Consider the following 24,975-nt stretch of genomic DNA (forward strand, 5'->3'; position numbering starts at 1 on the left):
GTCACGGACGCCAGCCCCGCCGCGGCAACCATGCCCGCCGCCTCCCGATCCGGGTTATGCACAGGGCGAGCCCCGGCTTCGGGTTTTCCCCGGTTTGCGTGCACAGGTCTGTGGATGACTTGTGCCTGTCACGCGCAAGTGCTTGTCAGCCGGGGTTCTGGCTCAGTTTGCTTTCAATTTGTGCAATTTCCAGCACCGTCATGGTGCGCACAGCCCCGTTCCGGAGCGGATCCAGCAGGGCCACGGCCGCCGCGAAGTCCAGGCGGTCCAGCGCCGTGCCCAGGGCCGCCAGCGCCGCCGGCGCCAGGCAGGCGCGCAAGGTCGGCTGCAGGCTGCGCGCCAGTTCCAGGGCGGACAGGTCGTGGTCGCGCAGGCGCTCGCACAGCAGCGGCAGACGGTCGGCGAGCGCGGCTGCCTCGCCCGGATCGATCCGCCCGGCCGGTGGGGCCATCTGCGGGCGCGGCGGCAGCCCGTCGTCCGCGGTCTCGCCCGAGCAGGCCTGCAGCGCCTGTTGCAGTTCACCGAGCGTGCCGGCCAGCCGGTGCAGCGTGGCCCAGGCCAGGGCGGTGGCCGCGCCGGTGTCCGCCTCCCGCGGCGCCGTGCGGACCTGGGTGCAGGCCTGCTCGGCCTGCTGCGCCGCGTCGTGCAGCGCGTGGCAGGCCAGCATGCCGGCCGAGCCGCGCAGCTTGTGCAGCCGGGCGCCCCAGCTGTCCCAGTCCGTGGCGGGCGGCCCGGGCGGGCCGTCGTCCGCGCGGCGGACCGCTGCGGGCAGCGGCAGCGGGTGGTGCTCGTGCACCAGATGGCGCAGCAGCCGCAGGAACAGCGCCCGGTCGTCGCCCAGCCGCAGCTGCGCCTGTTCCATGTCCACGCCCGGCAGCGCGGGCCAGTGCGGCCCGTGCGGCCGACCGCTGCCCGTGCCGGTGCCGGAGGTCGCCGGTGGCGTGCGGCGCAGGCGCGCGCCCGCCACCCGCGGCTGCACGTGGCGGCGCAGCGTGCGCACCAGGCGCTCACCGTCCAGCGGCTTGGTCAGGTAGTCGGTCATGCCGGCGTCCAGCGCACGCTGGCGTTCGCCCTGCAGCGCCCCGGCGCTCAGCGCGACCACCGGCAGCCGCGCCCAGCGTGGGTCGGACCGCAGGTGCCGGGTGGCGGTGTTGCCGTCCATCACCGGCATCTGCACGTCCATCAGCACGATGTCGACGGCGTGTGTCTGCAGCAGGGCCAGCGCGGCCAGGCCGTTGTGAGCCGTGTGCACCTCGGCGCCCTGACGCTGCAGCAGGTGGCGCGCGACGTCGAGGTTGACCTCGGCATCATCGACCACCAGCACCCGCACGCCCTCCAGCCACGCAGCGCCGCTGTGTTCGACGCGGGTGCTGCGCAGCAGCCGTTCATAACTGCGTTCGCGGTCGGCCACGGCCTGGCAGATGGCGTTGAACAGGGTGGAGATGTCCACCGGCTTGGTCAGCACCGCCTGTGCCAGCCCGGCGTGCGGTGCGGCCAGCACCTGCTCACGCTGCTGGGCGCTGACGACCACGGCGGCGGGCAGGCTCTGGCCCGGCCACAGCGGCTGCAGCCGGGCCAGGGCGCTCAGCCCGTCCAGGTCGGGCAGCTGCCAGTCGACGAGCAGCGCATCCGGCGGCTGGCCGCTCTGCAGCCGCTGCTGCGCACGGCGCAGCAGGGCCTGGCCGTCGGCCAGGCCTTCGGCATGCCAGCCCAGGCGGCGGGCCATCGCCAGCAGGGCCTCGCGCTGGGTGGTGTCGTCCTCGACGACCAACAGCTGCAGCGGCTGGCTGCCTTCGGCGCTGCCGGCCGGCGCCAGCTGCAGCGGCAGCGCGACGTGGAAGCGGCTGCCGACACCCGGCGTGCTGACCACCCCGACCTCCCCGTCCATCAGCTGCGCCAGCTCGCGCACGATGGACAGGCCCAGGCCGGTGCCGCCGAAGCGGCGGGTGCTCGACGGATCGGCCTGGCTGAAGGGCGTGAACAGCGTGGCCAGCTCGCCCGCGGCGATGCCGATGCCGCTGTCGTGCACCTCCAGCCGCAGCCGCGGCCGGCCGTCGGCCGCCGGCTGCCGCAGGGCCAGCACCCGCACGCCCCCGCGCTCGGTGAACTTCAGCGCGTTGCCCACCAGGTTCAGCAGGATCTGGCGCAGGCGCTGCTCGTCGCCGAACAGCCAGGTGGGCAGCTCCGGCGCGATCGTCAGGCGCAGGTGCAGTCCGCGCTCGTCGGCCTGCACCTGCAGCAGACGCCGCAGGTCGTCGAACAGGCGCTCCAGGTTGAACGGGGCCTCGTCCAGGCTCATCTCGCCGGCCTCGATCTTCGACAGGTCCAGCACGTCGTTGACGAGGCCGAACAGGCTGCGGGCGGCCAGCTGGAGGCGATCGACCAGGCCGCGTGCGGCCGGCTCCAGCCGGCTGTCCTGCAGCAGGCCGGTGAGGCCGATGACCGCGTGCAGCGGCGTGCGGATCTCGTGGCTCATGTTGGCCAGGAACTGGCTCTTGGCCTGGTTGGCCCGCTCGGCCTCCAGCCGTGCGGCCTCCAGGGCCTGCTCGGCGCGTTTGCGTTCGCTGATGTCGCGCACCGTCACCAGCCGCGTCGGTTGGCCGTCCCGTGCGATCGTGCGGCCCAGGACCTGGGCCGGAAACGTGCTGCCGTCGGGCCGCTGCAGCAGCAGGTCGCAGGGCTCGGTGCCGCGGGTGCGCAGCTGTTCGAGCGCGCGTGGCAGATCGCTGGCGGCGACGAAGTCGAGCACGCTGCGGCCCAGCAGCGCACGGCCGTCCGCGTCCACGCGCATCAGGCGCGCCATCACCGGGCTGGCGTCGACCACGCGGTCGAGCTGGGTGACGATCAGCCCTTCGTCGATGTGTTCGAGGAAGAAGGACAGCCGGCGCTCGCTGTCCTCGGCCCGCTCGCGGGCGCGCACCTGGGCGTCGATGTCGAAGATCGTGCCGTAGATCAGCTGGGCCTGGCCGTCGGGCCCGCGGCGGCAGACCCGTCCGCTGTCGCGCACCCACACCCAGCGGCCGTCGGCGTGGCGCAGCCGGCTCTCGCAGATGAACAGGGGCGTGTGGCCCTGCAGGTGCTCGCGCAGGGCCTGCTGCATGCGCGGCAGGTCGTCGGGATGGACCAGCTCGCGCCGTCGCGTCGGGCTCAGCGCGTCGTCCGGGCCGTAGCCGCCGATGGCCTTGGCGCGCGGGCTGGCCTGCAGCGTGTCGCGCGCCAGGTCCCATTCCCAGACGCCGGCGTCGCTGGCGCGCACGATGTGCTCCAGCCGCTCACGTTCGGCCTGCAGGGCCTCGCGGCTGGCCTGCAGCGCCTCGTCGTCGAGCGTCAGCGAATAGAAGCCGACGACGCCGCCCGGGCCGTGCTCGGGCTGCAGGTAGACGCGGGCGCGGGTGGTGCGTCCGCGCTGGCCGGGCACCGGCGCCAGACCACTGAACTGCTGGGCCCGGCCCTGCAGCACCGCCTCGACATGGGGCCGCACGCGCTGCCAGGCGCGCCAGCCCAGCAGGTCGGGCAGCGTGTGGGCGGCCAGCGTGGCCGCGTCCATGCCGGTCCAGTGCTGGTGGGCACGGTTGGCGAACAGGCAGTGCAGCCCGCGGTCCCAGTAGGCGATGGAGCCCGGCATCGCGTCGAGGATGGCCTGCAGCCGGCGTTCGGTGCTGCGCAGCTGGGCGTCGCGCTGGCGCAGCTGGCGGGCCAGTGCGGTGCGTGCGGGCAGCGCGCCCGCGTCGTGGCGGCGGCCCGGTCCGTGCGCGTCGCGCGTGTCGCGCGTGTCGCGCGGGGTGCAGGCCGGGGCTGGGCAGCGGTGTCCGGGTGGGCAGCGGCCGTCGATCTGGCGACGGGCGGCGGCATTCAGTCGGCGGCGGGCGATGCGGGAATCGGCGGTGGACATGCGTCGGAGCGGAGCGAGGGACGGCACGCTCAGCGTGCGTGGGACGGGTCGTCGGCCAGCGCCTGCAGCGTGAGCGAGAAGCGGCTGCCCTGGCCCGGTGTGCTGTCGACGTCCAGCCGGCCACCCATGGCCTGCACCAGCTGGCGGGTCAGGGCCAGGCCCAGGCCGGTGCCGCGCACCGCCTCCTGGCCCAGGCGCTCGAAGGGCTCGAACAGACGGGCGCGCTGTGGCGCCGTCAGCCCCGGGCCCTGGTCCTCGATCGCCAGCCAGGCCTCGCCGCTGCCGTCCCGTCCGGCCTGCAGCCGCACCTGGCCGCCGTCGCGGTTGAACTTGACCGCGTTGTCCAGCAGATTGACCAGGCACTGCCGCAGGCGTGTGGCGTCGGCCCGGACCCACAGCGGCGCGGTGTCCGGGCCGCCGTCGGCCGGCGCCTGCAGGTGCAGCGTGATGGCCCGGCCCTGCGCGGCCGGGCCACAGACCTCGATCGCATGGCGCAGCGCGGCGTGCGCGTCCACGCGCTGCAGCAGCACCTCGAAGCGGCCGCTCTCCAGCCGGTGCAGGTCCAGCACGTCGCCCATCAGCGCGCGCAGCTGCTGGCCGGTGTCGGCCATGTGGGCCAGCAGCTCGTCGCGCCGGGCATCGGGCAGGTGCGGCGCCTGCGAGTTCAGCAGCGTGCCCAGGTGCAGCAGGTGGGTCAGCGGGTTGCCGATCTCGTGGGCGACGTAGGACAGCATCAGCCGCTTGGCCTGCAGCGCGGCCTCGGCCCGGCCCCGGGCCCGGTCGGCCGCCTCGGCGCGCAGCGTCTGCGCCAGATCGCGCAGCACGATGGTGGTCAGCGCCTCGGCGCCGCGCGCCAGGCGGGCCACCGCGACCTCGACGATGCGGGTCTGCGCATCCGCCCCGGGCGCCTCGTGCAGCGACAGGCGCTGGCGGTGCTGGCTCGGCTGGCCGTCGTCGGGCGGCAGCGCCAGCATCGGCAGCAGCGCGGTCAGTGGTCGGCCGATCAGCCAGGCCGCGTCATGGCCGAACAGCGCGCAGGCCGCGGCATTGGCCAGCACGACGCGGCCCGCGGCGTCGGCCACCACGATGCCGTCCGGCGCGGCGGCCACCACCTGGGCCAGGCGCGCGTCGCCCAGACGCTGGCCGTGGGCGCGCTCGGCCGCCCGCATCGCGCGGGCCTGGCGCTGCAGCTGCAGCACGTTGCGCACCCGGGCCTGCAGCACGGCGCGGCTGTAGGGCTTGCCGATGAAGTCCACGCCGCCGGCCTGCAGCGCGCGGGCCTCCATGTCGGGGTCGTCGAAGCGGGTGACGACGATCACCTGCAGATCGTCCGGTGCACCGGGATCGCCCTTTTCCCGTGCCAGCGCCTTGAGGGCGCGCAGCGTGGCCAGGCCGTCCAGGCCCGGCATGTAGAGGTCCAGCAGGATCAGATCGGGCAGCTGCCGACGGGCCAGCGCCAGGGCCTGCGCGCCGTCACCGGCGAACTGGAAGTGGGCAGGCAGATCCTGCAGCGCGGCATGCAGCAGCTGGACCGCGGCGGGGTCGTCGTCGACGATCAGCAGGCGGGGCCGGTGTGGATCGGTGTCTGCGGCGTCCGCCGCCCCGGCGGGCGCCACCAGCGCATCGAGCCGGCGCCACAGCGCGGCGGCGTCCACCGGCTTGCCGAGCACGCCGTCGGCGCCGGCTTCCAGGGCCAGCAGCGCGGCGCCGGCGGCATCGAGCGCGGTGACCATCAGCACCGGCACCGCGGCGGTGGCCGGATCGGCCTTCAGCCGCCGGCAGACCTCGCTGCCCGGCAGATCGGGCATCTGGGCATCGAGCAGCACCAGCTCGGGCTGCCAGTCGGCGGCCAGCGCGAGCGCGGCCGCGCCATCGAGCGCATAGCGCACCTGCGCCCGCCCTTCGAGCAGGCGGTGCAGCACATGGATGGCGCCGGGGTCGTCATCGACCAGCAGCACGCGGGGCAGGGTGGAAGCGACAGCCATCCGCACACCCTAGCATGCCGACTGCGCGGCCGGCCAGTGCGGAGCGACCCGGCCGCCGTGCTCCGCGCGGGGACGGCGGGGCCGCGGTGGCGGCCGCGGCGGCCCGGCGCCGGTCGGCCCCGGCCGTTCCAGGTCACCTCAGGCCACGTCAGGCGCCCAGCTCGTTCGGCGCCCGCCAGGCGCGCTCGAAGGGCAGCCGCCAGGCGTGTGGCGCGATCAGCTGGTGGATGGACTTCGGGCCCCAGGAGCCGGCCTGGTAGAGCCGCACCGGCGGCGGTGCCTCCAGCAGCGGCGTGGAGACCTGCCACAGCCGCTCGATGCCCTCGGCGGTGGTGAACAGCGTGCCGTCGCCGCGCATGGCGTCCAGGATGAGGCGTTCGTAGGCCTCCAGCACCTCGCCCAGCAGGCCGGTGTCGCGCATCGCGAACTGCAGGCTGAGCTTGTCCAGCCGCATGCCCGGGCCGGGGCGCTTGCCGTAGAAGCTCAGCGACATCTTCGACGCGTCGGCCAGGTCGAAGGTCAGGTGATCGGGCCCCTGCGCGCCAACGCCCGAGCCGGGCGGAAACATGCTCTTGGGCGGCTCGCGGAAGGCGATCGAGATGATGCGCTGGCCCTCGGCCAGGCGCTTGCCGGTGCGCAGGAAGAAGGGCACGCCGGCCCAGCGCCAGTTGTCGATGTAGCACTTCAGCGCGATGAAGGTCTCGGTCTCGCTCTCGGGGTCGACGCCCGGCTCCTCGCGGTAGCCGAGGTACTGGCCGCGCACCACGTGCTCCGGATTGACCGGCAGCATGCTGCGGAAGACCTTGTTCTTCTCCTCGCTGATGGGCACCGGCTCCAGCGAGGTGGGCGGCTCCATCGCCATGAAGGCCAGGATCTGGAACAGGTGCGTCACCACCATGTCGCGGTAGGCGCCGGTCTGCTCGTAGAAGGCCGCGCGCTGGCCCAGGCCCAGCGTCTCGGGCACGTCGATCTGGACGTGGTCGATGAAGTTGCGGTTCCAGATCGGCTCGAACAGGCCGTTGGCGAAGCGGAAGGCGAGGATGTTCTGCGCCGGCTCCTTGCCCAGGAAATGGTCGATGCGGAAGATCTGCTCCTCGGCGAAGACCTGGTGCAGTTCGTGGTTCAGGCGCACGGCGCTGGTCAGATCGGTGCCGAAGGGCTTCTCCATCACGATGCGCGAACGCTCGACCAGGCCGGCCTCGCCGAGCAGGCGCACGGCCGGCAGCGCGGCGCTGGGCGGCACGCTCAGGTAGTGCAGGCGGCGGCTTTCCTCGCCGAGGGCGGCTTCGGCCGTGTCGACCGCGTGCCGCAGGGCGGGCGCGCCGCCGGACAAGGGCACGTAGTCGAGCCGGGCGGCGAAGCGTTCCCAGTCGTCATCGAGGACGGGCCGGCTGGCGAAGTCGGCCAGGGCCTGACGGGCCAGCGCACGGAAGGCGGCCAGGTCCAGCTCGTCGAGCGAGACACCGACGATGCGGCAGTCGGGCAGGAAGCCGGCGCTGGCCAGGTGGTAGAGCCCGGGCAGCAGCTTGCGGCGGGAGAGATCGCCGGTGGCGCCGAACAGCACGACGACCTGTGGGTGTCGGGGGCCGACTCCGGGATGGACCTTGGGCATGGCGGCGGGGCCGGCGAGGGCCCGGGCGGAAAGCGTGGGGCGTGCCGCGCGCGATGGCCGGCGGCCTCGGTTCCGCGGCCGTGGCGCCGCACGGACAGGCTGCCGTTGTAGCGCCGGCCTGTCGCGTGCCATCGCCGGAAGAGCGCGGCAGCGGCGCGCCTGTTCAGCGCCGCCTCCCGGTCAGCGCCGCATCTCGAAATGATCGACCACGTGCCAGCGCAGCGGGGGCTGGCCGGCCGCGGGCTGCCAGTAGGGGCGGGTCTCGGGCCGGGCGCCGGGCACCGGCTCCCAGGCGGTGGGCACGTCGTCGCAGCCCAGCATCCAGGCCTCGACGCCGTCGGCATGCACCCGCAGGCGCAGAAAGCCCTTGTGGCCTTGCAGCGACAGCGGGCTGCTGACGTTGGTGACGGCCAGCCCGGCGACGCGGCTCAGCAGGTAGAGCCCGGCGCCCAGCATCAGGCCGGCGGCCACGGTGGCCAGCAGCCAGCCCAGCAGCAGCAGCCCGGCGGCCCGCGGGCCCTGCAGCAGGGCCTCCAGGGCCTGGCCGTCGCGCAGGGCGTGCGCGGCATCGGCCCAACCGGCCACCGGACGGGTGGCGCGCAGCAGCGCGTCGGCCACCCGGGCGCCGCCCGCACACAGCAGCCACAGCGCACCGCCCAGCAGGGCGCCGGCCACCTGTTCACGCCGGGAGCCGCGCGCAGGATCGTTGTCGGTGGCCAGGAAGAGGCCGGTCACCGCCAGCCCCAGGTGGGCCCCGAGGGCCCAGGGCGAACGCAGCAGCGCCAGCAGCCAGGCCGCCGGCCCGCCGTGCGTGCTGCCCAGCAGGCCGAGCGCACCCACCAGCAGCAGCGCACCGATCAGCATCGAGAAGGCCAGGTTGGAGCGGTGCCAGGACTCGCCGCGCGGGCGCAGCAAGGCGGTGAACAGGCCGCGGGCCTGGGCGCGGCTGGTGGCGGGATCCGGCCAGACGGCGGCCGGGCCGTCGCTGCCGCTGCCGCTGCCGCTGCCGCTGCCGCTGTGGCTGTGGCTGTGGCTGTGGCTGTGGCTGCTGCTGCCGGCGGCACGGTCGGCACCGAAGCGCAGACCCAGGCCATCGGCCGCGGCCGCATCGGCCACGCGGCCGATCAGCAGCCGGCCGCGCAGCTCGGCCTGGGCGGCCGCCGGCTCGCTGGCCCATTGCAGGACCTTGGGCTCGCTCACGTCGCGGGTGTGGGTGGCATGGCCGAAGGCGCCGCCGCTGCCGCAGGTCACCAGATCGCTGCTCTGGCCGCAGGGCGGGGCGTCGTGCAGGCGCTCGCGCACATAGTGGTGCAGGTCACCGGCCAGGCGCAGGCGCACGCACAGGCCGGCCTGCGCGATCAGGTGCTCCAGGCGCTGGATGCGTGTCGGATAGGCGCTGCGCTGCTGTGCGTGCAAGGGACGCGTCCACCAGGGTTCGGGGTAGACCAGGATCAGCGGCGCGCCGCGCGGGATGCCGCCGCTCTGGATCAGCGCGCAGAAGGCCTCGAACTGCAGGCGGTCCAGATCGCCGCTGAGCGCGACGTCGAAGCCCAGCAGGTGCCAGCCATGCGGCAGGCTGAACGCGAAATAGGTGCGCGACTGCGGGGCCCGCGCGCCGATCAGCCCCGCCTTCTCGTGGTGGACGAAATAGCGGCAGAAGGTCGAGGCGCTGTCGAACCAGTCGTGGTTCTGCGGGATCGCGGCCACCAGCTTCTCGTGCGGCTGGAACGGGGCGTCGTGCGGCGTGCCGCGGGCCGTGTCGACATAGCGGCTGCCGCGGTCGCGGGCCAGCTCGAAGGGCTCGACCAGGCGCGCCTGGTAGAACTCGGGGCTGGCACCCGGATAGGCCAGATCGCCGCCGAGCAGCAGCAGCCGGCCTTCGGGCAGCGGCCGCAGGGCGCCCTGGGCGTGCAACTGCGGTGTCAGCACGCCGCGCGCCACGGCATAGGTCGCACAGCCGCCGTCACCGGTGTCGGCCAGGAAGTCGAACCAGAAGTCGCCGTCCGCATCGGCCAGGCCGCGCAGATCGGTGGCCGCCATCGGCGTCTGGAAGGTCTCGCGCCGGTCCAGATGCTGCAGCAGCTTGAGCGACCACAGCTGCTGCTGCGCGATGCCGCGCAGGCCGGCCGGCGCATACCAGGGCACCGGCCGGCGTGCCTGTGGCGGGGTGTGCAGGCCGTAACGTTCGGAGGACATCGGGGGCGGCGGCTTCGGGGTGGACGGTCGCGTGGCAGTCTAGGCCATGCCCTGTCGCGGCGCGGGGCCTTGATGGCTGCCGCTAGCATGGCAGCGCCGGCGTCCGGGCCGCAGCGCGCGGATGGGCCGCGCCGACGGGCCGCGGCCGGCGGAGATCTTCGCGACATGAACCTTCCGGCCGACTACACCCCGCCCCAGGTCTGGACCTGGAACCCCGGCAACGGCGGCGCTTTCGCCAGCATCAACCGTCCGGTCAGCGGTGCCACCCGTGAGCAGCCGCTGCCCGTCGGCGCGCATCCGCTGCAGCTGTACTCGCTGGCCACGCCCAACGGCGTCAAGGTGACGGTGATGCTGGAGGAACTGCTGGCCGAGGGCCATGCCGGCGCCGAGTACGACGCCTGGCTGATCCGCATCAACCAGGGCGACCAGTTCGGCAGCGGTTTCGTCGAGATCAATCCCAACTCCAAGATTCCGGCGCTGGTCGACCGCAGCGGGCCCGAGCCGGTGCGCGTCTTCGAGTCGGGCGCGATCCTGATGTATCTCGCCGAGAAGTTCGCCAGCCCGCTGCTGCCGACCGAGCCGGCGCAGCGCGCCGAGGTGCTGAGCTGGCTGTTCTGGCAGATGGGCAGCGCCCCTTTCGTCGGCGGCGGCTTCGGCCACTTCTATGCCTACGCGCCGGCCAGGTTCGAGTACCCGATCGACCGCTACGCGATGGAGACCAAGCGCCAGCTGCACGTGCTCGACACGCTGCTGGCCGACCGCCGCCACGTGGCCGGCGAGGCCTACAGCGTGGCCGACATCGCGATCTGGCCCTGGTACGGCCAGCTGGTGCAGGGTCTGCTGTACGGTGCAGGCGAGTTCCTGTCGGTGCAGGACTATCCGCATGTCCGGCGTTGGGCCGATGCCATCGCCGAACGGCCGGCCGTGCAGCGTGGCCGCCGCGTCAACAAGGTGACCGGTGATCCCGCACAGCAGCTGGCCGAGCGCCATGCGGCCGCGGATCTGGACACGCCGCCTGCGGCGGGCTGACGCCGCGGGTCTCAGCCCGTCCGCGCCGTGCCCGCGTGCGGGCAGCCCGCACAGGCCGCGCCGCGTGCGGCCGCCACCGCGCCGGTGTCGCCGTCCAGCGCTGCGATCAGCGCCTGTTGGCGCTGGGCCAGGGTCTCGCGCAGCAGCGGGTAGTCGGCCAGATGGCTGCGGATCCAGCTCTGCATCTGCGGACCGAACAGGGCCTCGAACTTGCGCTGCGGCGTCTGGAAGCCCTGGGCCAGCGCACCGGTCTGCCAGGGATGACGCTGCAGATCCGCGACGTGGCCGGGGCTCTCCCAGCGGCCGGCGTCGACCGGGGCCGGCAGGTCGAGGAAGGCGCACAGGCGGGCGATCTCGCGCTCGGGCTGCGCGATCAGGTCCTCCAGCAGCACCACCAGGTGGCCCGGCCGGCCGGCGGCGTCCAGGTGGGCGGCGGCGGCGCGGTTCCAGCGGCGCACCCAGTGGCCGATGCCGCCGCTGAAGGCCCGCTCGCGTGCATGGCGGGCCTCGCCTTCGATCGCCGAGGCGACGACGTCCTCGCCATGGCGCAGCACGTGGATGAAGCGCGCATCCGGGCACAGCGCCTGGATGGCCTCGACCTGGGCGATGTGGTCGGGCGACTTCTCCAGCCAGCCGTGGCGGCCGGTGCGGCGCGCGCCCTCGTCGAGCCCGGCCACGAAGCGGCGCACGCTGGCACGGCCGGTCCAGCCCGCGCGCCAGCGGTAGCCGGCGCCCAGCGGATGGCCGATGCCCTGCATCTCCTCGGCGATGCGTCGGTGCAGCGCCGGGCGCCAGTACAGGCCCAGGCGCTTGCGCCAGCCGGCGCGGCAGGCGTCCATGTCGTCGTCCAGCCAGGCGTCGAAGCCGCCCAGCAGGTGGGCGAAGAAGTGCGTCTCCGGCAGCGTCAGCAGCCCGGCGTGGGCGCTCAGCGCCGCCTGGACCACGGTGGTGCCCGAACGCGGGCAGCCGACCATGAACACGCGGCGCAGCCGGCCGTCGGTCGGGCCCGTGGCCGTACCGTGGACCCGCGCCGGCGGCGGGCCGGCGGGCGCTGCGGGCGACGGTGCGACGAAGGCGTGCGGCGGGTTGCGGCCGCTCAGGCGCAGGACGGGGGACGGGTCGGCGATCGGCATGGCGTCGGACTGTGACGGCGGCGGTTTGCCGGCTGCCGCGGTCGGGCGTGAAGTTCGGTTGCCGAGCCCGGTGGCACCCGGATCGCCAGGACCGGCCGGGGACGCCCCTGTGGATGGCCCGCCTGACCTCCCGCGGACGTGGACAACTCGGCCGGCGCCGCCCTTGTCCACCGCAGCCGCCCCGTGCGCCGGGCGGCTTGTGCCAGCGCTGTCCCCAGCCTTGTCCACAGCCGGGCTTGTCCCCGGTCGAGGTGGACAACACTGTGACCGGTCCGTGACTGGATCCGCCAAGCCCTTGTCAGTCCGTGACTTTCTTTGGAATGCCCGGAAAAGAGGCAGCTTTCCCCGCCACTTCCACGGCCGGGTGCGTGCTGCACCGGGGCCGCACACCGGGCCCACAGGGTTGTCCACAGGCGGGTCTTGTCCCCGGCTGACGTGGGCAAGCATGTGAACAATCCGTGACGGAGTCGCCCAAGTCCTTGTCAGGCGGGGCTTTCCCTTGGAATGCCTGAAAATGAGGCACCGAACAGCGGCCCTGTCCTGCCGCTGTTCACTGGATCAGGTGCTGCGCTTCTGTGCTATGCGCGTGCGCGGGCTCAGGGGCTGAGCGGGCCGCTGGCCTGACCCGACAGCGCCGCGGACGCCGGACGCTCGCGCAGCGTCATCCAGAGCCGGAAGTCGAACTCCAGCTGATGGTAGTCCGGCGCCATGTGGCAGCACAGCGCGTAGAAGGCCTTGTCGTGCGCGCGCTCCTTCAGATGGGCCAGCTCGTGCACGACGATCATCTGCAGGAAGGCGGCCGGCGCCTCCTTGAACACCGCGGCCACGCGGATCTCGCGCTTGGCCTTGAGCTGGCCGCCCTGCACCCGGGCGGCCGTGGTGTGGGTGCCCAGCGCCTGGTGGATGCGCTGCAGCGCGCTGTCGTAGGCCACCTTGGCCAGCGGCGGCGACGAGCGCATGTGGCGCGCCTTGAGCGCCTGCACGTGCTCGTAGAGCGCGCCGTCGCTGCGCACGGTGTGGGCCTCGGGATAGCGGCGGGCCAGCCGCTCGCCGAGCGAGCCGTCGTCGATCAGGGGCTGGACCTGGGCCAGCAGGGAGGGCGGATAGCCGGCGAGGTAGTTCGGGGTGCGGGACATGGGGCGAGGGCGGTCAGGGCGGCGGCGGAGGGTCAGAGCGGCTGGCGGCTGATGTCGATGGCCTCGGCCAGCGCGTCCATGTCGCTGTCACGCAGCGTGGACGTGGCCACGCGGATGTGCGAGGTGGGGCCGATGCCGAAGCGTGCGCCCGGGAACACGGCCCAGCCGCGCACGGCCATCGTCACCACCGCGTACTGTTCGGACGGCACGGGGATCCAGACCGACAGGCCGTCGTCGCCCCGCACCTCGATGCCGCGCTCGCTCAGCCGGCGCATCAGCGCCTGCCGGCGCGCGTTGTGCCGTGCGCAGGCCTCGGCGATGCGGTGGCCGGTCGCGGGGTCGTCCAGCATCCAGGCGGCGGCATCCTGCAGCACACGGCTGGTCCAGCCCGACGTGAAGCTGCGCACGTCCTGGATGCGGCGTACCACGTCGCCCGCGCCGGCCAGGATCGCCAGCCGCAGGTCGGGCCCGTGCGATTTGGACAGCGAGCGGATGTGGATCACGCGGCCGGGCAGGTCCTGCGCCAGGCTCCAGGCCTGCGTGGCGGAGGCCGCACCGATGCCGTCGTCCTCGATCACCCAGCCGTCGCTGCCGGCCAGCACCTGGGCCAGGGCCCGGCGCCGGCGCGGGGTGATGCAGTGGCTGGTCACCGCGTGGGTGCGCGGCTGGAACAGCACGGCCGCGGGGCGCTGCAGCAGGGCCTGGCTCAAGGCCTGGGGCTCGGGCCCTTCGGCGTCGCAGGTCACGGGCAGCGGCTTGAAGCCGAGCTGCTCGACGATGTCGAGCAGGCGCGCGGTGGTCGGGTCCTCGATCGCCACCGTGGCGCCGGGCGGCAGCAGGGCCTGCAGCGTCAGGTGGATGGCCTCGAAACCGCCGTTGGTCGCCATGAAGGCCTCGGGCTCACCCGGCCAGTGGCGGCGTGCGGCGGCCTCCAGCGCCGGGGTGATCGGGCTGCGCCGGTAGCTGTTGAGCTCGGGCGTGCGCATGCCCTGGGCGAGCGCGGGCGCCAGATCCGGCAGCAGCGCGGGATCGGGCGCCGCATAGGTCAGGTCGGTCACGATCATGCGACCGAAGTTGCCGACGTTGGCGAAGCGCGCCGGGCGCTGTGAGGGCTTGTCGTCGCACACCCACATGCCCTGGCGTCCGCGACCGGCGATCAGGTGCTGACGGCGCAGTTCGGACCAGGCCGACGACAGCGTGGACGGGCTGATGCCCAGCGCATCGGCCAGGTCGCGCAGCGGCGGCAGGCCGGTGCCCACGGGGATGGTGCCGGCGCGGATCAGCGCCGTCATCTTCAGGGCCAGCTCGCGCGACGGCACGCCTTGAAGTGCACTGGCGAGGTGCGCGCTTGTCAGTTTCCGGGGCATGCATCCAACAATGTTCAAGCACGAATTAAACATTGTATGGACATTTTTGGACATTTACATTGGCCTTCATCGGCCCGTCATCCCGAGGGCCGGGGAAGACGAGGACATGACCGCTCCAAGACTCGACCTGGCCGTGCGCGACTGGGACTTCATCACCCCGCTGCTGCTCGGCGACGTGCGTTCGCCGACGCTGGACCTGAGGCTGCACCGGGTCAATGCCCTGGTCGACGGCCTGGCCCGCCACCCGCAGTACGACGGCGGCGAGATGTCGCTGTCGCGCTTCACCCAGTCCTGCCTGCGCGGTGAGCGCGAACTGGTGGGGGTGCCGCAGTTCATCATGCGGGCCTTCCGCCACCGCTGCATCATCACGCGCCGCGACAGCCCGCTGCACAGCCTGGCCGCGCTGGCCGGCCAGCGCATCGGCATGACCGGCTGGCAGGACTCGGGCAACACCTGGACCCGCGCGCTGCTGCGCCGCGAGGGCATCGGCACCGAGGACGCCCGCTGGTTCGTCGGCCGCCTGGCGGCGGATCATCCGGTGATCGACCGCCTCAACGGCTTCGGCCGCCCGGGTCGCATCGAGGCCCTGCCGGGCGAGGTGCCGCTGGTCGACGCGCTGCTGGCCGGCGATCTGGATGCGGTGTTCACGCCCTTCATGCCGCCGGGCTTCTTCGCGCCGGATGCGGCGCTGCGCCCGCTGCTGCCCGACGTGCGCGCGGCCGAACGGGCCTACTTCAACGACACCGGCTACGTGCCCGGCATCCACCTGATCGGCCTGAAGCCCGAGGTGGTGGGCCGCATCCCCGGCGTCGTCGAGGAAGTGACGCGCCTGATCGACGAATCCACCCGTGTCTGGCTGGCCAAACGGGCCAAGTACGCGGACACCACGCCCTGGATCCTGGAGGAGATCGGACACATGGAGCGCGATCTGCCCGCCACCTGGAGCCGCAGCGGCTGGCAGGCCAACCGCGCGATGCTCGACGACTTCTGCCTGGAGCTGCATGCCCAGGGCCTGACCCCTGAACGCGGCCACGCCGGCCTGCTGTTCGACTGACGTCCAACGCAGCCGCGGCGCACCCGGCGCCCGCGGCGGTCCCCACCCCCCGACAAGGAGCACGACATGCAAGTGGCCATGGGCCAGTTCGCCGTCCACCGCGAGTGGACGCACAACCTCGACACCTGCCTTGACCTGATGACCCGTGCCCGCGCGGCCGGTGCCGATCTGCTGGTGCTGCCCGAAGGCATCCTGGCGCGCGACATCGCCGACCCCGATCTGGTGCGCCGCGCCGCCCAGCCGCTGGACGGCCCCTTCATGCGCCAGGTGCTGGAGGCCAGCACCGGCCATGCGCTGACCACGATGATGACGGTGCACGTGCCGGCCACCGACGACGGCAAGGTCTGGAACATCCTGGTGGCGGTGCGCGACGGTGCCATCGTCGCCCAGTACCGCAAGCTGCACCTGTACGACGCCTTCACGATGAAGGAATCGACCAACGTGGTGCCGGGCGGCGAGGTGCCGCCGCTGGTCGAGGTGGCCGGCTGGAAGGTCGGCCTGATGACCTGCTACGACGTGCGCTTCCCCGAGCTGGCGCGCCGCCTGGCCGATGACGGTGCCGAGGTGCTGGTGCTGCCGTCGGCCTGGGTCAAGGGCCCGCTCAAGGAGATGCACTGGGAGGTGCTGACCACCGCCCGGGCGCTGGAAAACACCTGCTGGATGGTGGCCGTCGGCGAATGCGGCGAGCGCAACATCGGCGCCAGCCGCGTCGTCGATCCCTTCGGCGTGGCCGTCGCCGCGGCGGCCGAGGCGCCCGCGCTGGTGCTGGCCGAACTCGACCGCGCCCGCATGGACCGCGCCCGTGCCCTGCTGCCTGCACTCGCCAACCGCCGCTTCGCCCGCCCCGAACTCGCCTGAGACCGGTTCTTGCTGGCTGTCGTCCGACCCTGGAGTTGACCGTGACCATCCGCACCCTGCTGGCCTGTACCCTGCTGTCCGCCTTCACCACCGTGGTGCAGGCCCAAGCCGTCGACGTGAAGATCCCCGTCCAGACCGTGGACGCCAAACTGAGGGCCCGGCTGCCGCCGGAGATCCTGTCGGCGGGCGTGATGACGGCCGTCAACAACGGCTCGTTTCCGCCCTACGAGATCGTCACCGGCACGCACAGCGCGATCGGCGCCAGCGTCGACCTGACCAAGGCGCTGGGCGAGATGCTGGGCATCCGCATCGAGCACGCCACGGTCAACGGCCTGGCGGCCATCCTGATGGGCATCAAGGGCGGTCGCTACCAGTTCGCGATCGGCCCGCACGGCGATTTCCCGGACCGCCAGGCGCACAACGACTTCGTCGACTTCGTGCAGGAGTACGTCGTCTTCGCGGTGACCAAGGGCAATCCCAAGGCGATCAACGGCCTGGACGACACCTGCGGCAAGCGCATCGCGGTGATGGCCGCCGGCTCGGCCGAGAAGGTGATCAAGCGCCAGGCCGAGATCTGCAAGGAGGCCGGCAAGCCGGCGCTGGAGGTGCAGTCCTACCAGGACCAGCCGACCTCGACACTGGCCGTGCGCTCGGGCCGGGCCGATGCCTTCTTCTCGTCGCAGGCGCCGCTGACCTACTTCGTCGCGCAGTCCGGCGGTGCGCTGGAGCTGGCCGGCACCGGCAAGAAGAACGGCTTCGGTGACCTCTACCAGGGCTCGATCACGCCCAAGGGCTCGGCGCTGACCGGCGTGCTGCTGGAGGCCTACGAGAAGCTGTTCGACAACGGCAGCTACGCGGCCATCATGAAGAAGTGGGGCCTGCAGGGCAACATGCTCAAGGCGCCGGGCGTCAACCTGTCGAACATGGTGGTGGGCAAGTGAGCGCCGGCATCGACCGTGGCCCCGGTGCGGGTGCCGAGCCGGCGCTGCGCGACGTCCGCCACGCGCGCACGCCACCTGATGTCCTGCGTCTGCTGATCGACGCGGCGCTGGTCATCGGCGGCCTGCAGCTGGTCGTGGTGCTGGCCGGCAACCCGCAGTTCGAGTGGCCGGTGGTCGCGCGTTACCTGACCGACGGCACGGTGCTGCGCGGGCTGTCGATGACGCTCGGCCTGACGGTCGTGGCGATGGTCATCGGCACGGCCATCGGCCTGGCGCTGGCGATGGCGCGGCTGTCGGGCCGCGCGCTGCCGGCGGCGCTGGCCAGCCTCTACGTCGGCGTGTTCCGCGGCACGCCGCTGCTGGTGCAGCTGCTGTTCTGGTACAACCTGTCGACGCTGTTTCCCGAGGTGGCCGTCGGCCTGCCCTTCGGCCCCGAGCTGGCCCGCTGGAAGACCAACGACCTGATCACGCCGCTGACGGCGGCGATCTGCGGCCTGGCCCTCAACGAGGCCGCCTACATGGCCGAGATCATCCGCGGCGGCCTGCTGGCGGTCGATCCGCGGCAGATGGAGACGGCCCAGGCCTTCGGCATGACGCGCGGCCGTGCGCTGCGGCGCATCGTGATCCCGCAGGCGATGCGGGCCATCGTGCCGCCGACCGGCAACCAGCTGATCAGCATGGTCAAGGCCACCTCGATGGTCAGCGTGATCGCGATGGGCGATCTGCTGCATGCGGTGCAGAACATCTACAACGCCACCTTCCAGGTCGTGCCGCTGCTGATGGTGGCGGTGATCTGGTATCTGGCCATCACCACGGTGCTCTATGTCGTGCAGAGCGGCATCGAGCGCCACTATGCCCGCGGCGTCCACCGCGAGAGTGCGCCGGCCGGCTGGTGGGCCCGTCGCCGCCAGGCCCGTGCCGCACGGCTGAACCTGCAGGAGAGTGTCTGATGGCCATTGCTGAAGCCCTGGCGCCGCGCGCGCCGATCGCCCCGGCCGCCACGGCTGCCCCGCTGGTGCAGGCGGTGGACGTGCACAAGCACTTCGGCGCCCAGCACGTGCTGCGCGGCATCGATCTGGAGGTGCGCGCCGGCGAGGTGGTCGTCATCCTCGGGCCCTCGGGCTCGGGCAAGTCCACCTTCCTGCGCTGCATCAACCACCTGGAGACCATGGACCGCGGCCACATCCAGGTCGGTGGCGAGCAGATCGGCTACGCGCTGCACGGCGAGCGGCTGCTGCGCGTGTCCGGGCGTGAGCTGGCGCGCCAGCGCCGCCGCGTCGGCATGGTGTTCCAGCAGTTCAACCTCTACCCGCACATGACGGCGCTGGAGAACGTGATCGAGGCGCCGGTCGGCGTGCACGGCGTGCCGCGGGAGCAGGCGCGGCGCCAGGGCCTCGCGCTGCTGGAGCGGGTGGGTCTGCGCGACAAGGCCGACGCCTTTCCCGCGCAGCTGTCCGGCGGCCAGCAACAGCGGGTGGCGATCGCCCGCGCACTGGCCATCGAGCCCGAGCTGATCCTGTTCGACGAGCCGACCTCGGCGCTGGACCCTGAACTGGTCGGTGAGGTGCTGGCCACCATGCGCGCGCTGGCCGACCAGGGTCTGACCATGATCGTCGTCACCCACGAGATCGGCTTCGCCCGCGAGGCGGCCGACCGCGTGGTCTTCATGGACGGCGGCGTGGTGGTCGAGAGCGGCCCGCCCGACGAGGTGCTGGGCCGGCCGCGTCATCCGCGCACCCAGGCCTTCCTGTCGCGCTTCATCGGCCACGCGGCCTGACGGGCATCGGGAAGCCGCGGACGGGATCTGCGGACAGGGTCTGCGGACATGGCCGGTGTGCGGTCCGCCGCACGGACCGCACAATCCGCGCATGAGCGCTCCCGCCCCCTACCTGCCCCCGATCGAGGCCCCTTCACGCGAGGAGGTCGACCGCCTGGTCGGCACCGTGCTGCTGGAGTTCGGCACCGACTGGTGCGGCCACTGCCGTGCGGCCCAGGCGCCGATCGCGCAGGCGCTGGCCGCGGCGCCCGCGCTGCGCCACCTCAGGATCGAGGACGGTCCGGGGCGCGCGCTGGGCCGCTCCTTCCGCGTCAAGCTGTGGCCGACGCTGGTGCTGCTGCGTGACGGGGTCGAGGTGGGCCGCCGGGTGCGGCCGGTCGAGGCGGCGCCGGTGGCCGAGCTGCTGGCCCTGGCGGGCTGATTCAGCGCCCGCGCGGCCGGCGGAGCGGCGGCAGGCCCGGGGTGCCCGGCGCGCGGGGCCGGGCCGACGCTTCCGGAGCCCGGCGTGCCCCGCCGGCGGCGCTGCGCCCACCGGCGCCGTCCGCGGCGGCCGATGCGGAGGCCGCCTCGGCGCGCGCCTTGTCCTTCTTGCTCGGCCGCTTGCCCTTGACGCCGCCCATCGGGTCCAGGCCGGTGCCGTGGCCGGTGCGTGCGGGCTCGGCGTGGGCTGTCGCCGCCTCCGCCGTCGGCTCGAGCGCTGCGTCCGCCGCCTCGGCGCTCGGGTCCGCGCCGCCCAGCGCCACCGGGGTGGCCGATGCCTGCGGTGCGGCGGCCACCGGCTCGAAGCCCGCCACCGTCTCGCGCGTCACGCGCAGGCCCTGCCGCTTCTCGATCAGGCGGAAATGGCCTTCGGTCTCGGGCGTGATGAAGCTGATGGCGTCGCCGTGGCCACCGGCGCGGCCGGTGCGGCCGATGCGGTGCACGTAGTCCTCGGCGGCGCGGGGCAGGTCGTAGTTGACGACCAGGGGCAGGGCGTCGATGTGCAGGCCGCGGGCGGCCATGTCGGTGGCCAGCAGCACGCGGATGTCACCGTCCTTGAAGGCGTCGAGCAGATCGGTGCGGGCGCCCTGGCTGCGGCCGCCATGGAAGGCCTCGGCGGACAGGCCGTGGCGCCTGAGTTTGTCGGCCACGTGCTCGGCGCCGTGCTGGCTGGCGACGAAGACGAGCGCCCGCTGGTCGCCGTGCTCGCCGGCCTGGGTCGCATGCTCGGCCAGCAGCTGGCGCAGCAGGGCGGTGCGGCGGGCGGTGTCCACGCAGATCGCGCGTTGGCGGATGTCGGGCCGGGTCTGGGCGGCGCTCAGGCGCACCTCGACCGGATCGCGCAGCAGGCCCTCGGCCAGGCGCTGCACGCTGTCCGGGAAGGTGGCCGAGCACAGCGCGGTCTGGCGGCGTGCGGGCAGCAGCGCCAGCACCTGCTGCAGCTCGTCGGCGAAGCCCAGGTCCAGCAGGCGGTCGGCCTCGTCGAGCACGAGGGTGGCCACGTCGTCGAGCCGCAGGCCGTTGTGGCGCACGATGTCGAGCAGGCGGCCGGGCGTGGCCACCATGATGTCGGCGCCACCGCGCAGGCCCATCAGCTGCGGGTTGATCGACACGCCACCGAAGGCCAGCGCCACCTTGGCCAGGCCGGGCAGCGCATGGGCCAGGCCGCGCAGCAGCTCGGCCACCTGCAGTGCCAGCTCGCGCGTGGGCACCAGCACCAGGCCGCGCGTCGGGCGCGGGGCGCGGGGCGTGCCCTCCAGCCACTGCTGCAGCAGTGGCAGCGCATAGGCGGCGGTCTTGCCCGAGCCGGTGCGCGACTGCAGCAGCAGATCGCGGCCGGCCAGCAGGGCGGGGATGGCGGCCTGCTGGGCCGGCGTGGGCGTGGCCCAGCCCTCGGCGGAGGCGGCGCGGGCGAGGGCGGGCTGGAGGCCCAGTTCGGCGAAGGACATGGTGCGGGCGGGCGTGCGATGGCGCCGCGGCGCCGCGCAAGGCGGTCGGTCGGGCAGGCCGGGTGGCGGGTCGCGCAGTGTAGGCGGCGCGGGGGCGCCGGCGCGATCAGCCGTCCGGATGCGCCGACAGCGACCAGCCCAGCGTCAACGGCTCGCCGGCGCGCAAGGGCAGGCCGCGGCGGTGGGCCAGCGGATGGCCGGCCGGCGGCTCGGCCACGCGGCTGAGGTCGAAGCAGGAGGCGCAGGGCTCGATGCCGAGCGCCTGGTTGCGGCCGTTCCAGGGCGCGGCGCGGCGGCCGCCCTGGCTGATCCAGATCAGCAGGTCGGGCAGGCGGTCGGCGTCCCAGTCGAGCTGCAGCCGCACCGGGCGCTCGGCGGGCGAGCCGTCGCCGTGCCAGCGCAGCGTGAGCGGCGGGCGGCAGTCCTGCAGCTGCAGCAGGGCCTCGGCGGGCGCGGCGGCCGGCAGGCGCATCAGCGCGTGCGGCTGGCCGTCGGGTGTGGGCAGATCGGCCATGCGGGCGGCGCGCGCACCCGGCTGCAGGGCGGGCGGGCGTCCGCTGTCGGCTCCGGCCGGGTCCAGCGGATAGGCATGGGCGGCGGCATGCGGGCCCGGCACGATCTCCAGCCCGCCGGGCGGCACGGCGAAGGTCGGGTGCAGGGCGGCCGGCAGGACGGCGTCGCGCCGCGGGTGCAGCGTGTGCGTCACCGTCACGCGCGGGGCGTCGGGATCGACGGCGATGCGGCGTTCGACGCGGGCCAGCGCATGGGCCGGCGGCAGGTCGAGCGCCAGCACCAGCGCGTGCGGCTCGCGGGCGATCAGGCTCCAGCGCTGGTTGGCGATCCAGCCGTGGTCCTGCCCGGCTTCCTCAGGGGCTTCCGGGCGCGGTGTCCAGCCCGCGGGCAGGCCCGGATGCGGGCCCGAGGGGCCGAAGGGCAGGCACAGCCAGTCGCCGTTCAGATGGCGCAGCAGCGGGGCACCGGCCAGCGCCGGGTCGTCCGCGCCGTGCCACGGTGCGCGGTACATCGGCTGCACCGTGCGGCCGCCGTCGAGCCGCAAGGTGACCGGGCCCAGCATCGCGCCCAGGGCCTGCACGGCCAGCTCGCCATGCGGCCAGGACAGCCGCCAGCCGTCGGCGGTGTCCGGGCCTGACCCTGACCCCGCTGCGGTCGCCAGCGTCGGCACCCTCGCCGCAGGGTCAGCGGTGGCGGCCGTCGTGACCGCCGCGGCCTTCGGCCCCGTCGTCGCCGTCATGGCGTTCAGCCCCAGGCCAGATGCCAGTGCGCGCGGCCGCGGGTGGCGGCGATGCGGCGGGCATTGGGCTCGTCGGTGCCGGCCACCCAGTCGCGGGCGGCCTGCGGGCTGCGGCCGTGGTGCTCGTGGCGGGCGACCAGGCGCTGGGTGCGCAGCGCGTCGTCGACGTCCACGTACCAGACCTCGTCGAGCAGCGGCCGCACGCCGGCCCAGTGGGTGCCGGGCGCGTCGGTCTCGTCCATCAGCAGGTAGTTGCCTTCGGTGATGACCAGCGGCACCTCGGGCGCGACGCCGATGGCGCAGGCGATCGGCTCCTCGATCTCGCGGCGGAAGGTCGGGCCGTAGACGGTCTCGCCGGCCACCGGCTGGCGCAGCCGGCGCAGCAGCGCGACATAACCGGCGGAATCGAAGGTGTCGGGCGCGCCCTTGCGGCCGGCGCGGCCCAGGCGCTCCAGCTCGGCCTGGGCCAGGTGGAAGCCGTCCATCGGCACCAGCACGGCCCGCTCGCCGAGCGCGGCGGCCAGGGCCGCGGCCACGGTGCTCTTGCCGGCCCCGGGCGGGCCGACCAGACCCAGGATGCGGCGGCTGCCGGGGACGGCCAGCGCGCGGGCGCGGGCCAGGGCTTCGGCGGGCAGGGCGGTGGTGGGGTGGGACGAGGTCATCGGCAGGTCGGCGGTGCGGGCGGAAGGGGACCGATCATCGCGCAGGCGCTTGACGGGCGCCGGGCGCGGGCGGCTCAGCGGTGGGCCACGCCCTGGCGCGCGGCGGCCAGGCCGCCGGCCATGAAGGCGTGGGCATGCAGGGCCAGGTCCATGCCGTCGCTCCACAGGTTGCGCCAGATGGCCAGCGCGTTCGACAGCTGCTCGTTGACCACGGCCGAGGAGAAGCTCTCGAAGGTGACCACGCCCTGGTAGTCGATCTGCGCCAGCGCCTTGAAGAACTGGCCGAAATCGATGGTGCCCGAGCCCAGGTAGCCGCGGTGGCTCTCGCCGATGTGGACGTAGCCCAGCTGGTCGCCGCACAGCAGCACCGGCTGGACGAAGTCCACCTCCTCGATGTTCATGTGGTAGGTGTCCAGGTGCACCTTGACGTTGGGCTTGTCGACCTCGGACAGCAGCTGCAGCGCCTGGTTGGCGGTGTTCAGCAGATTGCTCTCGTAGCGGTTGACGACCTCCAGGCCGAGCGTGATGCCGCGCGCGCCGGCGAAGTCGGCCACGCGCTTGACGGCGTTGACGGCGTTGCGGCGGCCGGCGGCGGTGCAGGGCTGGTGGTACTTGGCCATCGCACCGTAGAGGATGCCGCCGAAGTAGTTGCCACCGATGGCCTGGGTGATGGCGATGCCCTCCTCCAGCATGGCCACGCCGCGCGCGACCACGGCCGGGTCCTCGCTGGAGACGTCGGCCTCGAAGGTCAGGCCGCGCGAGCAGCCCACGCGCAGGCCGTGTTCCTGCAGCAGGTCGCGCGTCAGCGCCAGGTCCATCAGCTGCGGACCGTGCAGCGACAGCTCGATCAGGTCGTAGCCGGCACGTTTCGTCTGGCTGATGACATGACGGGTGGACTCAGGCGACAGATCGCCGGCCCAGACCAGGGCGTGGACGCCGAGCGGGTTCATGGAAGGCTCCTTGGAGAAAAGGTCGGGAACGAGGTCGGGAAGGGGCACGCCGCGGCGGGCGCACCGGACAGGGGACCGGGCTCAGTGCCGGCGCGGGCGGCGGTGGGCCGCCCAGTGGCGCACCGCCATCGCGGCGATCAGCGTCGCGCCCCACATCGCCTGCGTCAGCTGGGCATTGACGCCCAGCAGGTTGACGCCGCTGGAGATCACCTGCAGCACCAGCAGCGCGATGAACAGGCCGGCCACCTTGCCGAAGCCGCCCAGCGGATCGATGCCGCCGAGGATGGCCGCCAGCACCGTCACCAGCAGATAGGACTGCGCATAGCCGGCGCTGGCCGAGTTGAAGCGGGCCATCATCAGCACCGCCGCCAGCCAGCACATCAGCGTCGAGATCGTGTAGACGGCGATCAGCACGCGGCGGGTGTCGATGCCGCTGTAGCGCGTGGCCTCCAGGTTGGAGCCGATCATGCAGACGGCCAGGCCGTGGCGGCTGCGCTCCAGATAGGCCCACATCGCCAGCGTGGCGGCGCAGAACAGCCAGAACGGCAGCGGGATGCCGAGCCAGCTGCCGCTGCCCAGCGCCAGGAAGGGCTCGGGGAAGCCGGCGATCGGCTTGCCGCGGGTCAGCCACACGCACAGGCCGTTGACCAGCGACATGGTGCCGAGCGTGACCAGGATCGGATGGGCCTGCACATTGGCCACCAGCCAGCCGCTGGCCAGGCCGGTCGCCAGCGCCAGCAGCGCGCCGGCGGCCAGCGCGACGGCCAGGGTCAGCAGCGGTTGTGCGGCCGGATCCAGGCCCCACGACGCCAGGCCGCCGGTCAGCACCCAGGCCATGGCCAGACCGGCCATGTTGGTGCTGGCGATGATGCCCAGGTTGATGCCACCGGAGATCAGCGGCAGCAGCTGGGCCAGCGCCAGCAGGCCGAGCTCGGGCACCTGCATCAGCACCGACTGCAGCGTGTCGACGGTGGCGAAGCGGCCGGGCAGCAGCAGGCTGAAGACGATGCACAGCAACAGCAGCAGGCCCAGCAGGCCGCGCACCGTGCCATCGCCGTCATGGGCGCGCAGGGCCTGGCGCCAGGCGGGCAGGGCGGGGCGGGCGTCCACGGCCGGGGCGGCCGACGCGGGGGCCGGCGTGGCACCGGTGCCGGGGCGGGTGCCGGCGCGCAGGGCGGAATCGGAGGCGGTCATGGCGGCGGA

The 24,975-nt window shown here is 73.5% G+C and carries 19 protein-coding genes; 7 read left to right on the forward strand and 12 right to left on the reverse strand.

Translation table 11 applies throughout. The features are described from left to right. Positions 1 to 145 precede the first annotated feature (145 nt). The 4 genes from AACH11_RS16380 to AACH11_RS16395 all read right to left on the reverse strand — a co-directional run bounded on the left by AACH11_RS16380 (position 146) and on the right by AACH11_RS16395 (position 9,685). Entirely contained in the window at positions 146 to 3,892 is a 3,747-nt protein-coding gene (locus AACH11_RS16380) for a response regulator (RefSeq protein ID WP_341375325.1), read from the reverse strand. A gap of 29 nt (positions 3,893 to 3,921) precedes the next feature. Then, positions 3,922 to 5,877: a response regulator gene (locus tag AACH11_RS16385; protein ID WP_341375326.1), complete on the reverse strand. Its 1,956-nt coding sequence runs from the start codon at positions 5,875 to 5,877 to the stop codon at positions 3,922 to 3,924. Positions 5,878 to 6,025: 148 nt separating this feature from the next. Beyond that, positions 6,026 to 7,489, reverse strand: coding sequence for a glucose-6-phosphate dehydrogenase (zwf, locus tag AACH11_RS16390; protein ID WP_341375327.1), 1,464 nt, complete (start codon positions 7,487 to 7,489; stop codon positions 6,026 to 6,028). Between the two features lie 180 nt (positions 7,490 to 7,669). Beyond that, positions 7,670 to 9,685 (reverse strand): hypothetical protein, encoded by a 2,016-nt coding sequence (locus AACH11_RS16395; RefSeq protein WP_341375328.1) that lies wholly within the window; start codon positions 9,683 to 9,685, stop codon positions 7,670 to 7,672. A 165-nt stretch (positions 9,686 to 9,850) separates the two neighbouring features. Between AACH11_RS16395 and yghU the strand changes: the two genes are divergently transcribed. Next, on the forward strand, positions 9,851 to 10,714 hold the full coding sequence (yghU, locus tag AACH11_RS16400) for a glutathione-dependent disulfide-bond oxidoreductase (RefSeq protein WP_341375329.1): 864 nt from the start codon (positions 9,851 to 9,853) through the stop codon (positions 10,712 to 10,714). A gap of 11 nt (positions 10,715 to 10,725) precedes the next feature. On the opposite strand, the gene AACH11_RS16405 is transcribed toward yghU, so the two are convergent. The 3 genes from AACH11_RS16405 to AACH11_RS16415 all read right to left on the reverse strand — a co-directional run bounded on the left by AACH11_RS16405 (position 10,726) and on the right by AACH11_RS16415 (position 14,350). Next, the gene (locus AACH11_RS16405) at positions 10,726 to 11,847 is read right to left on the reverse strand and encodes a sulfotransferase family protein (protein ID WP_341375330.1); all 1,122 of its coding nucleotides are present in this window, start codon (positions 11,845 to 11,847) and stop codon (positions 10,726 to 10,728) included. Between the two features lie 596 nt (positions 11,848 to 12,443). Continuing rightward, entirely contained in the window at positions 12,444 to 12,983 is a 540-nt protein-coding gene (locus AACH11_RS16410) for a YgjP-like metallopeptidase domain-containing protein (protein ID WP_341375331.1), read from the reverse strand. 32 nt (positions 12,984 to 13,015) lie between these two features. Further along, positions 13,016 to 14,350, reverse strand: a complete 1,335-nt coding sequence (locus tag AACH11_RS16415) for an aminotransferase-like domain-containing protein (protein WP_341375332.1) — start codon at positions 14,348 to 14,350, stop codon at positions 13,016 to 13,018. Between the two features lie 106 nt (positions 14,351 to 14,456). Here AACH11_RS16415 and AACH11_RS16420 point away from each other — a divergent pair, with 106 nt between their 5' ends. From AACH11_RS16420 to AACH11_RS16445, 6 genes are all read left to right on the forward strand, one after another. Beyond that, positions 14,457 to 15,404 (forward strand): substrate-binding domain-containing protein, encoded by a 948-nt coding sequence (locus AACH11_RS16420; protein WP_341375333.1) that lies wholly within the window; start codon positions 14,457 to 14,459, stop codon positions 15,402 to 15,404. Between the two features lie 66 nt (positions 15,405 to 15,470). Beyond that, positions 15,471 to 16,262 carry a deaminated glutathione amidase gene (locus AACH11_RS16425; protein WP_341375334.1) on the forward strand — a complete coding sequence of 264 codons (792 nt, stop codon included), beginning with the start codon at positions 15,471 to 15,473 and terminating at the stop codon, positions 16,260 to 16,262. A gap of 41 nt (positions 16,263 to 16,303) precedes the next feature. Beyond that, complete coding sequence (locus AACH11_RS16430) at positions 16,304 to 17,203, forward strand: ABC transporter substrate-binding protein (RefSeq protein ID WP_341375335.1); 900 nt, start codon at positions 16,304 to 16,306, stop codon at positions 17,201 to 17,203. Further along, positions 17,200 to 18,153 (forward strand): amino acid ABC transporter permease, encoded by a 954-nt coding sequence (locus tag AACH11_RS16435; protein WP_341375336.1) that lies wholly within the window; start codon positions 17,200 to 17,202, stop codon positions 18,151 to 18,153. Before AACH11_RS16430 ends, AACH11_RS16435 begins: the two co-directional genes overlap by 4 nt. Continuing rightward, entirely contained in the window at positions 18,153 to 18,980 is an 828-nt protein-coding gene (locus AACH11_RS16440) for an amino acid ABC transporter ATP-binding protein (protein ID WP_341375337.1), read from the forward strand. Before AACH11_RS16435 ends, AACH11_RS16440 begins: the two co-directional genes overlap by 1 nt. Before the next feature lie 91 nt (positions 18,981 to 19,071). Continuing rightward, complete coding sequence (locus AACH11_RS16445; RefSeq protein WP_341375338.1) at positions 19,072 to 19,401, forward strand: thioredoxin family protein; 330 nt, start codon at positions 19,072 to 19,074, stop codon at positions 19,399 to 19,401. Position 19,402: 1 nt separating this feature from the next. Here the strand turns inward: AACH11_RS16445 and AACH11_RS16450 are convergent, their stop codons facing one another. From AACH11_RS16450 to AACH11_RS16470, 5 genes are all read right to left on the reverse strand, one after another. Further along, the gene (locus tag AACH11_RS16450; RefSeq protein WP_341375339.1) at positions 19,403 to 20,908 is read right to left on the reverse strand and encodes a DEAD/DEAH box helicase; all 1,506 of its coding nucleotides are present in this window, start codon (positions 20,906 to 20,908) and stop codon (positions 19,403 to 19,405) included. Positions 20,909 to 21,014: 106 nt separating this feature from the next. Continuing rightward, positions 21,015 to 22,160 carry a hypothetical protein gene (locus AACH11_RS16455; protein WP_341375340.1) on the reverse strand — a complete coding sequence of 382 codons (1,146 nt, stop codon included), beginning with the start codon at positions 22,158 to 22,160 and terminating at the stop codon, positions 21,015 to 21,017. A gap of 5 nt (positions 22,161 to 22,165) precedes the next feature. After that, entirely contained in the window at positions 22,166 to 22,822 is a 657-nt protein-coding gene (locus AACH11_RS16460) for a nucleoside/nucleotide kinase family protein (RefSeq protein WP_341375341.1), read from the reverse strand. A gap of 74 nt (positions 22,823 to 22,896) precedes the next feature. Next, complete coding sequence (locus AACH11_RS16465; RefSeq protein ID WP_341375342.1) at positions 22,897 to 23,772, reverse strand: sugar phosphate isomerase/epimerase family protein; 876 nt, start codon at positions 23,770 to 23,772, stop codon at positions 22,897 to 22,899. Positions 23,773 to 23,853: 81 nt separating this feature from the next. Continuing rightward, a complete protein-coding gene (locus AACH11_RS16470) occupies positions 23,854 to 24,966 on the reverse strand; it encodes an ABC transporter permease (protein WP_341375343.1) in 1,113 nt (370 codons plus the stop codon). Between the last annotated feature and the right edge of the window lie 9 nt (positions 24,967 to 24,975).

Source organism: Pseudaquabacterium rugosum, assembly GCF_038066575.1.
GTDB lineage: Bacteria > Pseudomonadota > Gammaproteobacteria > Burkholderiales > Burkholderiaceae_C > Pseudaquabacterium > Pseudaquabacterium rugosum.

Bases quoted from the DNA above. Each gene is read 5' to 3' on its own strand.
- AACH11_RS16380 (WP_341375325.1), bottom strand. From the start codon at position 3,892: ATGTCCACCGCCGATTCCCGCATCGCCCGCCGCCGACTGAATGCCGCC.
- AACH11_RS16385 (WP_341375326.1), bottom strand. From the start codon at position 5,877: ATGGCTGTCGCTTCCACCCTGCCCCGCGTGCTGCTGGTCGATGACGAC.
- zwf (WP_341375327.1), bottom strand. From the start codon at position 7,489: ATGCCCAAGGTCCATCCCGGAGTCGGCCCCCGACACCCACAGGTCGTC.
- AACH11_RS16395 (WP_341375328.1), bottom strand. From the start codon at position 9,685: ATGTCCTCCGAACGTTACGGCCTGCACACCCCGCCACAGGCACGCCGG.
- yghU (WP_341375329.1), top strand. From the start codon at position 9,851: ATGAACCTTCCGGCCGACTACACCCCGCCCCAGGTCTGGACCTGGAAC.
- AACH11_RS16405 (WP_341375330.1), bottom strand. From the start codon at position 11,847: ATGCCGATCGCCGACCCGTCCCCCGTCCTGCGCCTGAGCGGCCGCAAC.
- AACH11_RS16410 (WP_341375331.1), bottom strand. From the start codon at position 12,983: ATGTCCCGCACCCCGAACTACCTCGCCGGCTATCCGCCCTCCCTGCTG.
- AACH11_RS16415 (WP_341375332.1), bottom strand. From the start codon at position 14,350: ATGCCCCGGAAACTGACAAGCGCGCACCTCGCCAGTGCACTTCAAGGC.
- AACH11_RS16420 (WP_341375333.1), top strand. From the start codon at position 14,457: ATGACCGCTCCAAGACTCGACCTGGCCGTGCGCGACTGGGACTTCATC.
- AACH11_RS16425 (WP_341375334.1), top strand. From the start codon at position 15,471: ATGCAAGTGGCCATGGGCCAGTTCGCCGTCCACCGCGAGTGGACGCAC.
- AACH11_RS16440 (WP_341375337.1), top strand. From the start codon at position 18,153: ATGGCCATTGCTGAAGCCCTGGCGCCGCGCGCGCCGATCGCCCCGGCC.
- AACH11_RS16445 (WP_341375338.1), top strand. From the start codon at position 19,072: ATGAGCGCTCCCGCCCCCTACCTGCCCCCGATCGAGGCCCCTTCACGC.
- AACH11_RS16450 (WP_341375339.1), bottom strand. From the start codon at position 20,908: ATGTCCTTCGCCGAACTGGGCCTCCAGCCCGCCCTCGCCCGCGCCGCC.
- AACH11_RS16455 (WP_341375340.1), bottom strand. From the start codon at position 22,160: ATGACGGCGACGACGGGGCCGAAGGCCGCGGCGGTCACGACGGCCGCC.
- AACH11_RS16460 (WP_341375341.1), bottom strand. From the start codon at position 22,822: ATGACCTCGTCCCACCCCACCACCGCCCTGCCCGCCGAAGCCCTGGCC.
- AACH11_RS16465 (WP_341375342.1), bottom strand. From the start codon at position 23,772: ATGAACCCGCTCGGCGTCCACGCCCTGGTCTGGGCCGGCGATCTGTCG.
- AACH11_RS16470 (WP_341375343.1), bottom strand. From the start codon at position 24,966: ATGACCGCCTCCGATTCCGCCCTGCGCGCCGGCACCCGCCCCGGCACC.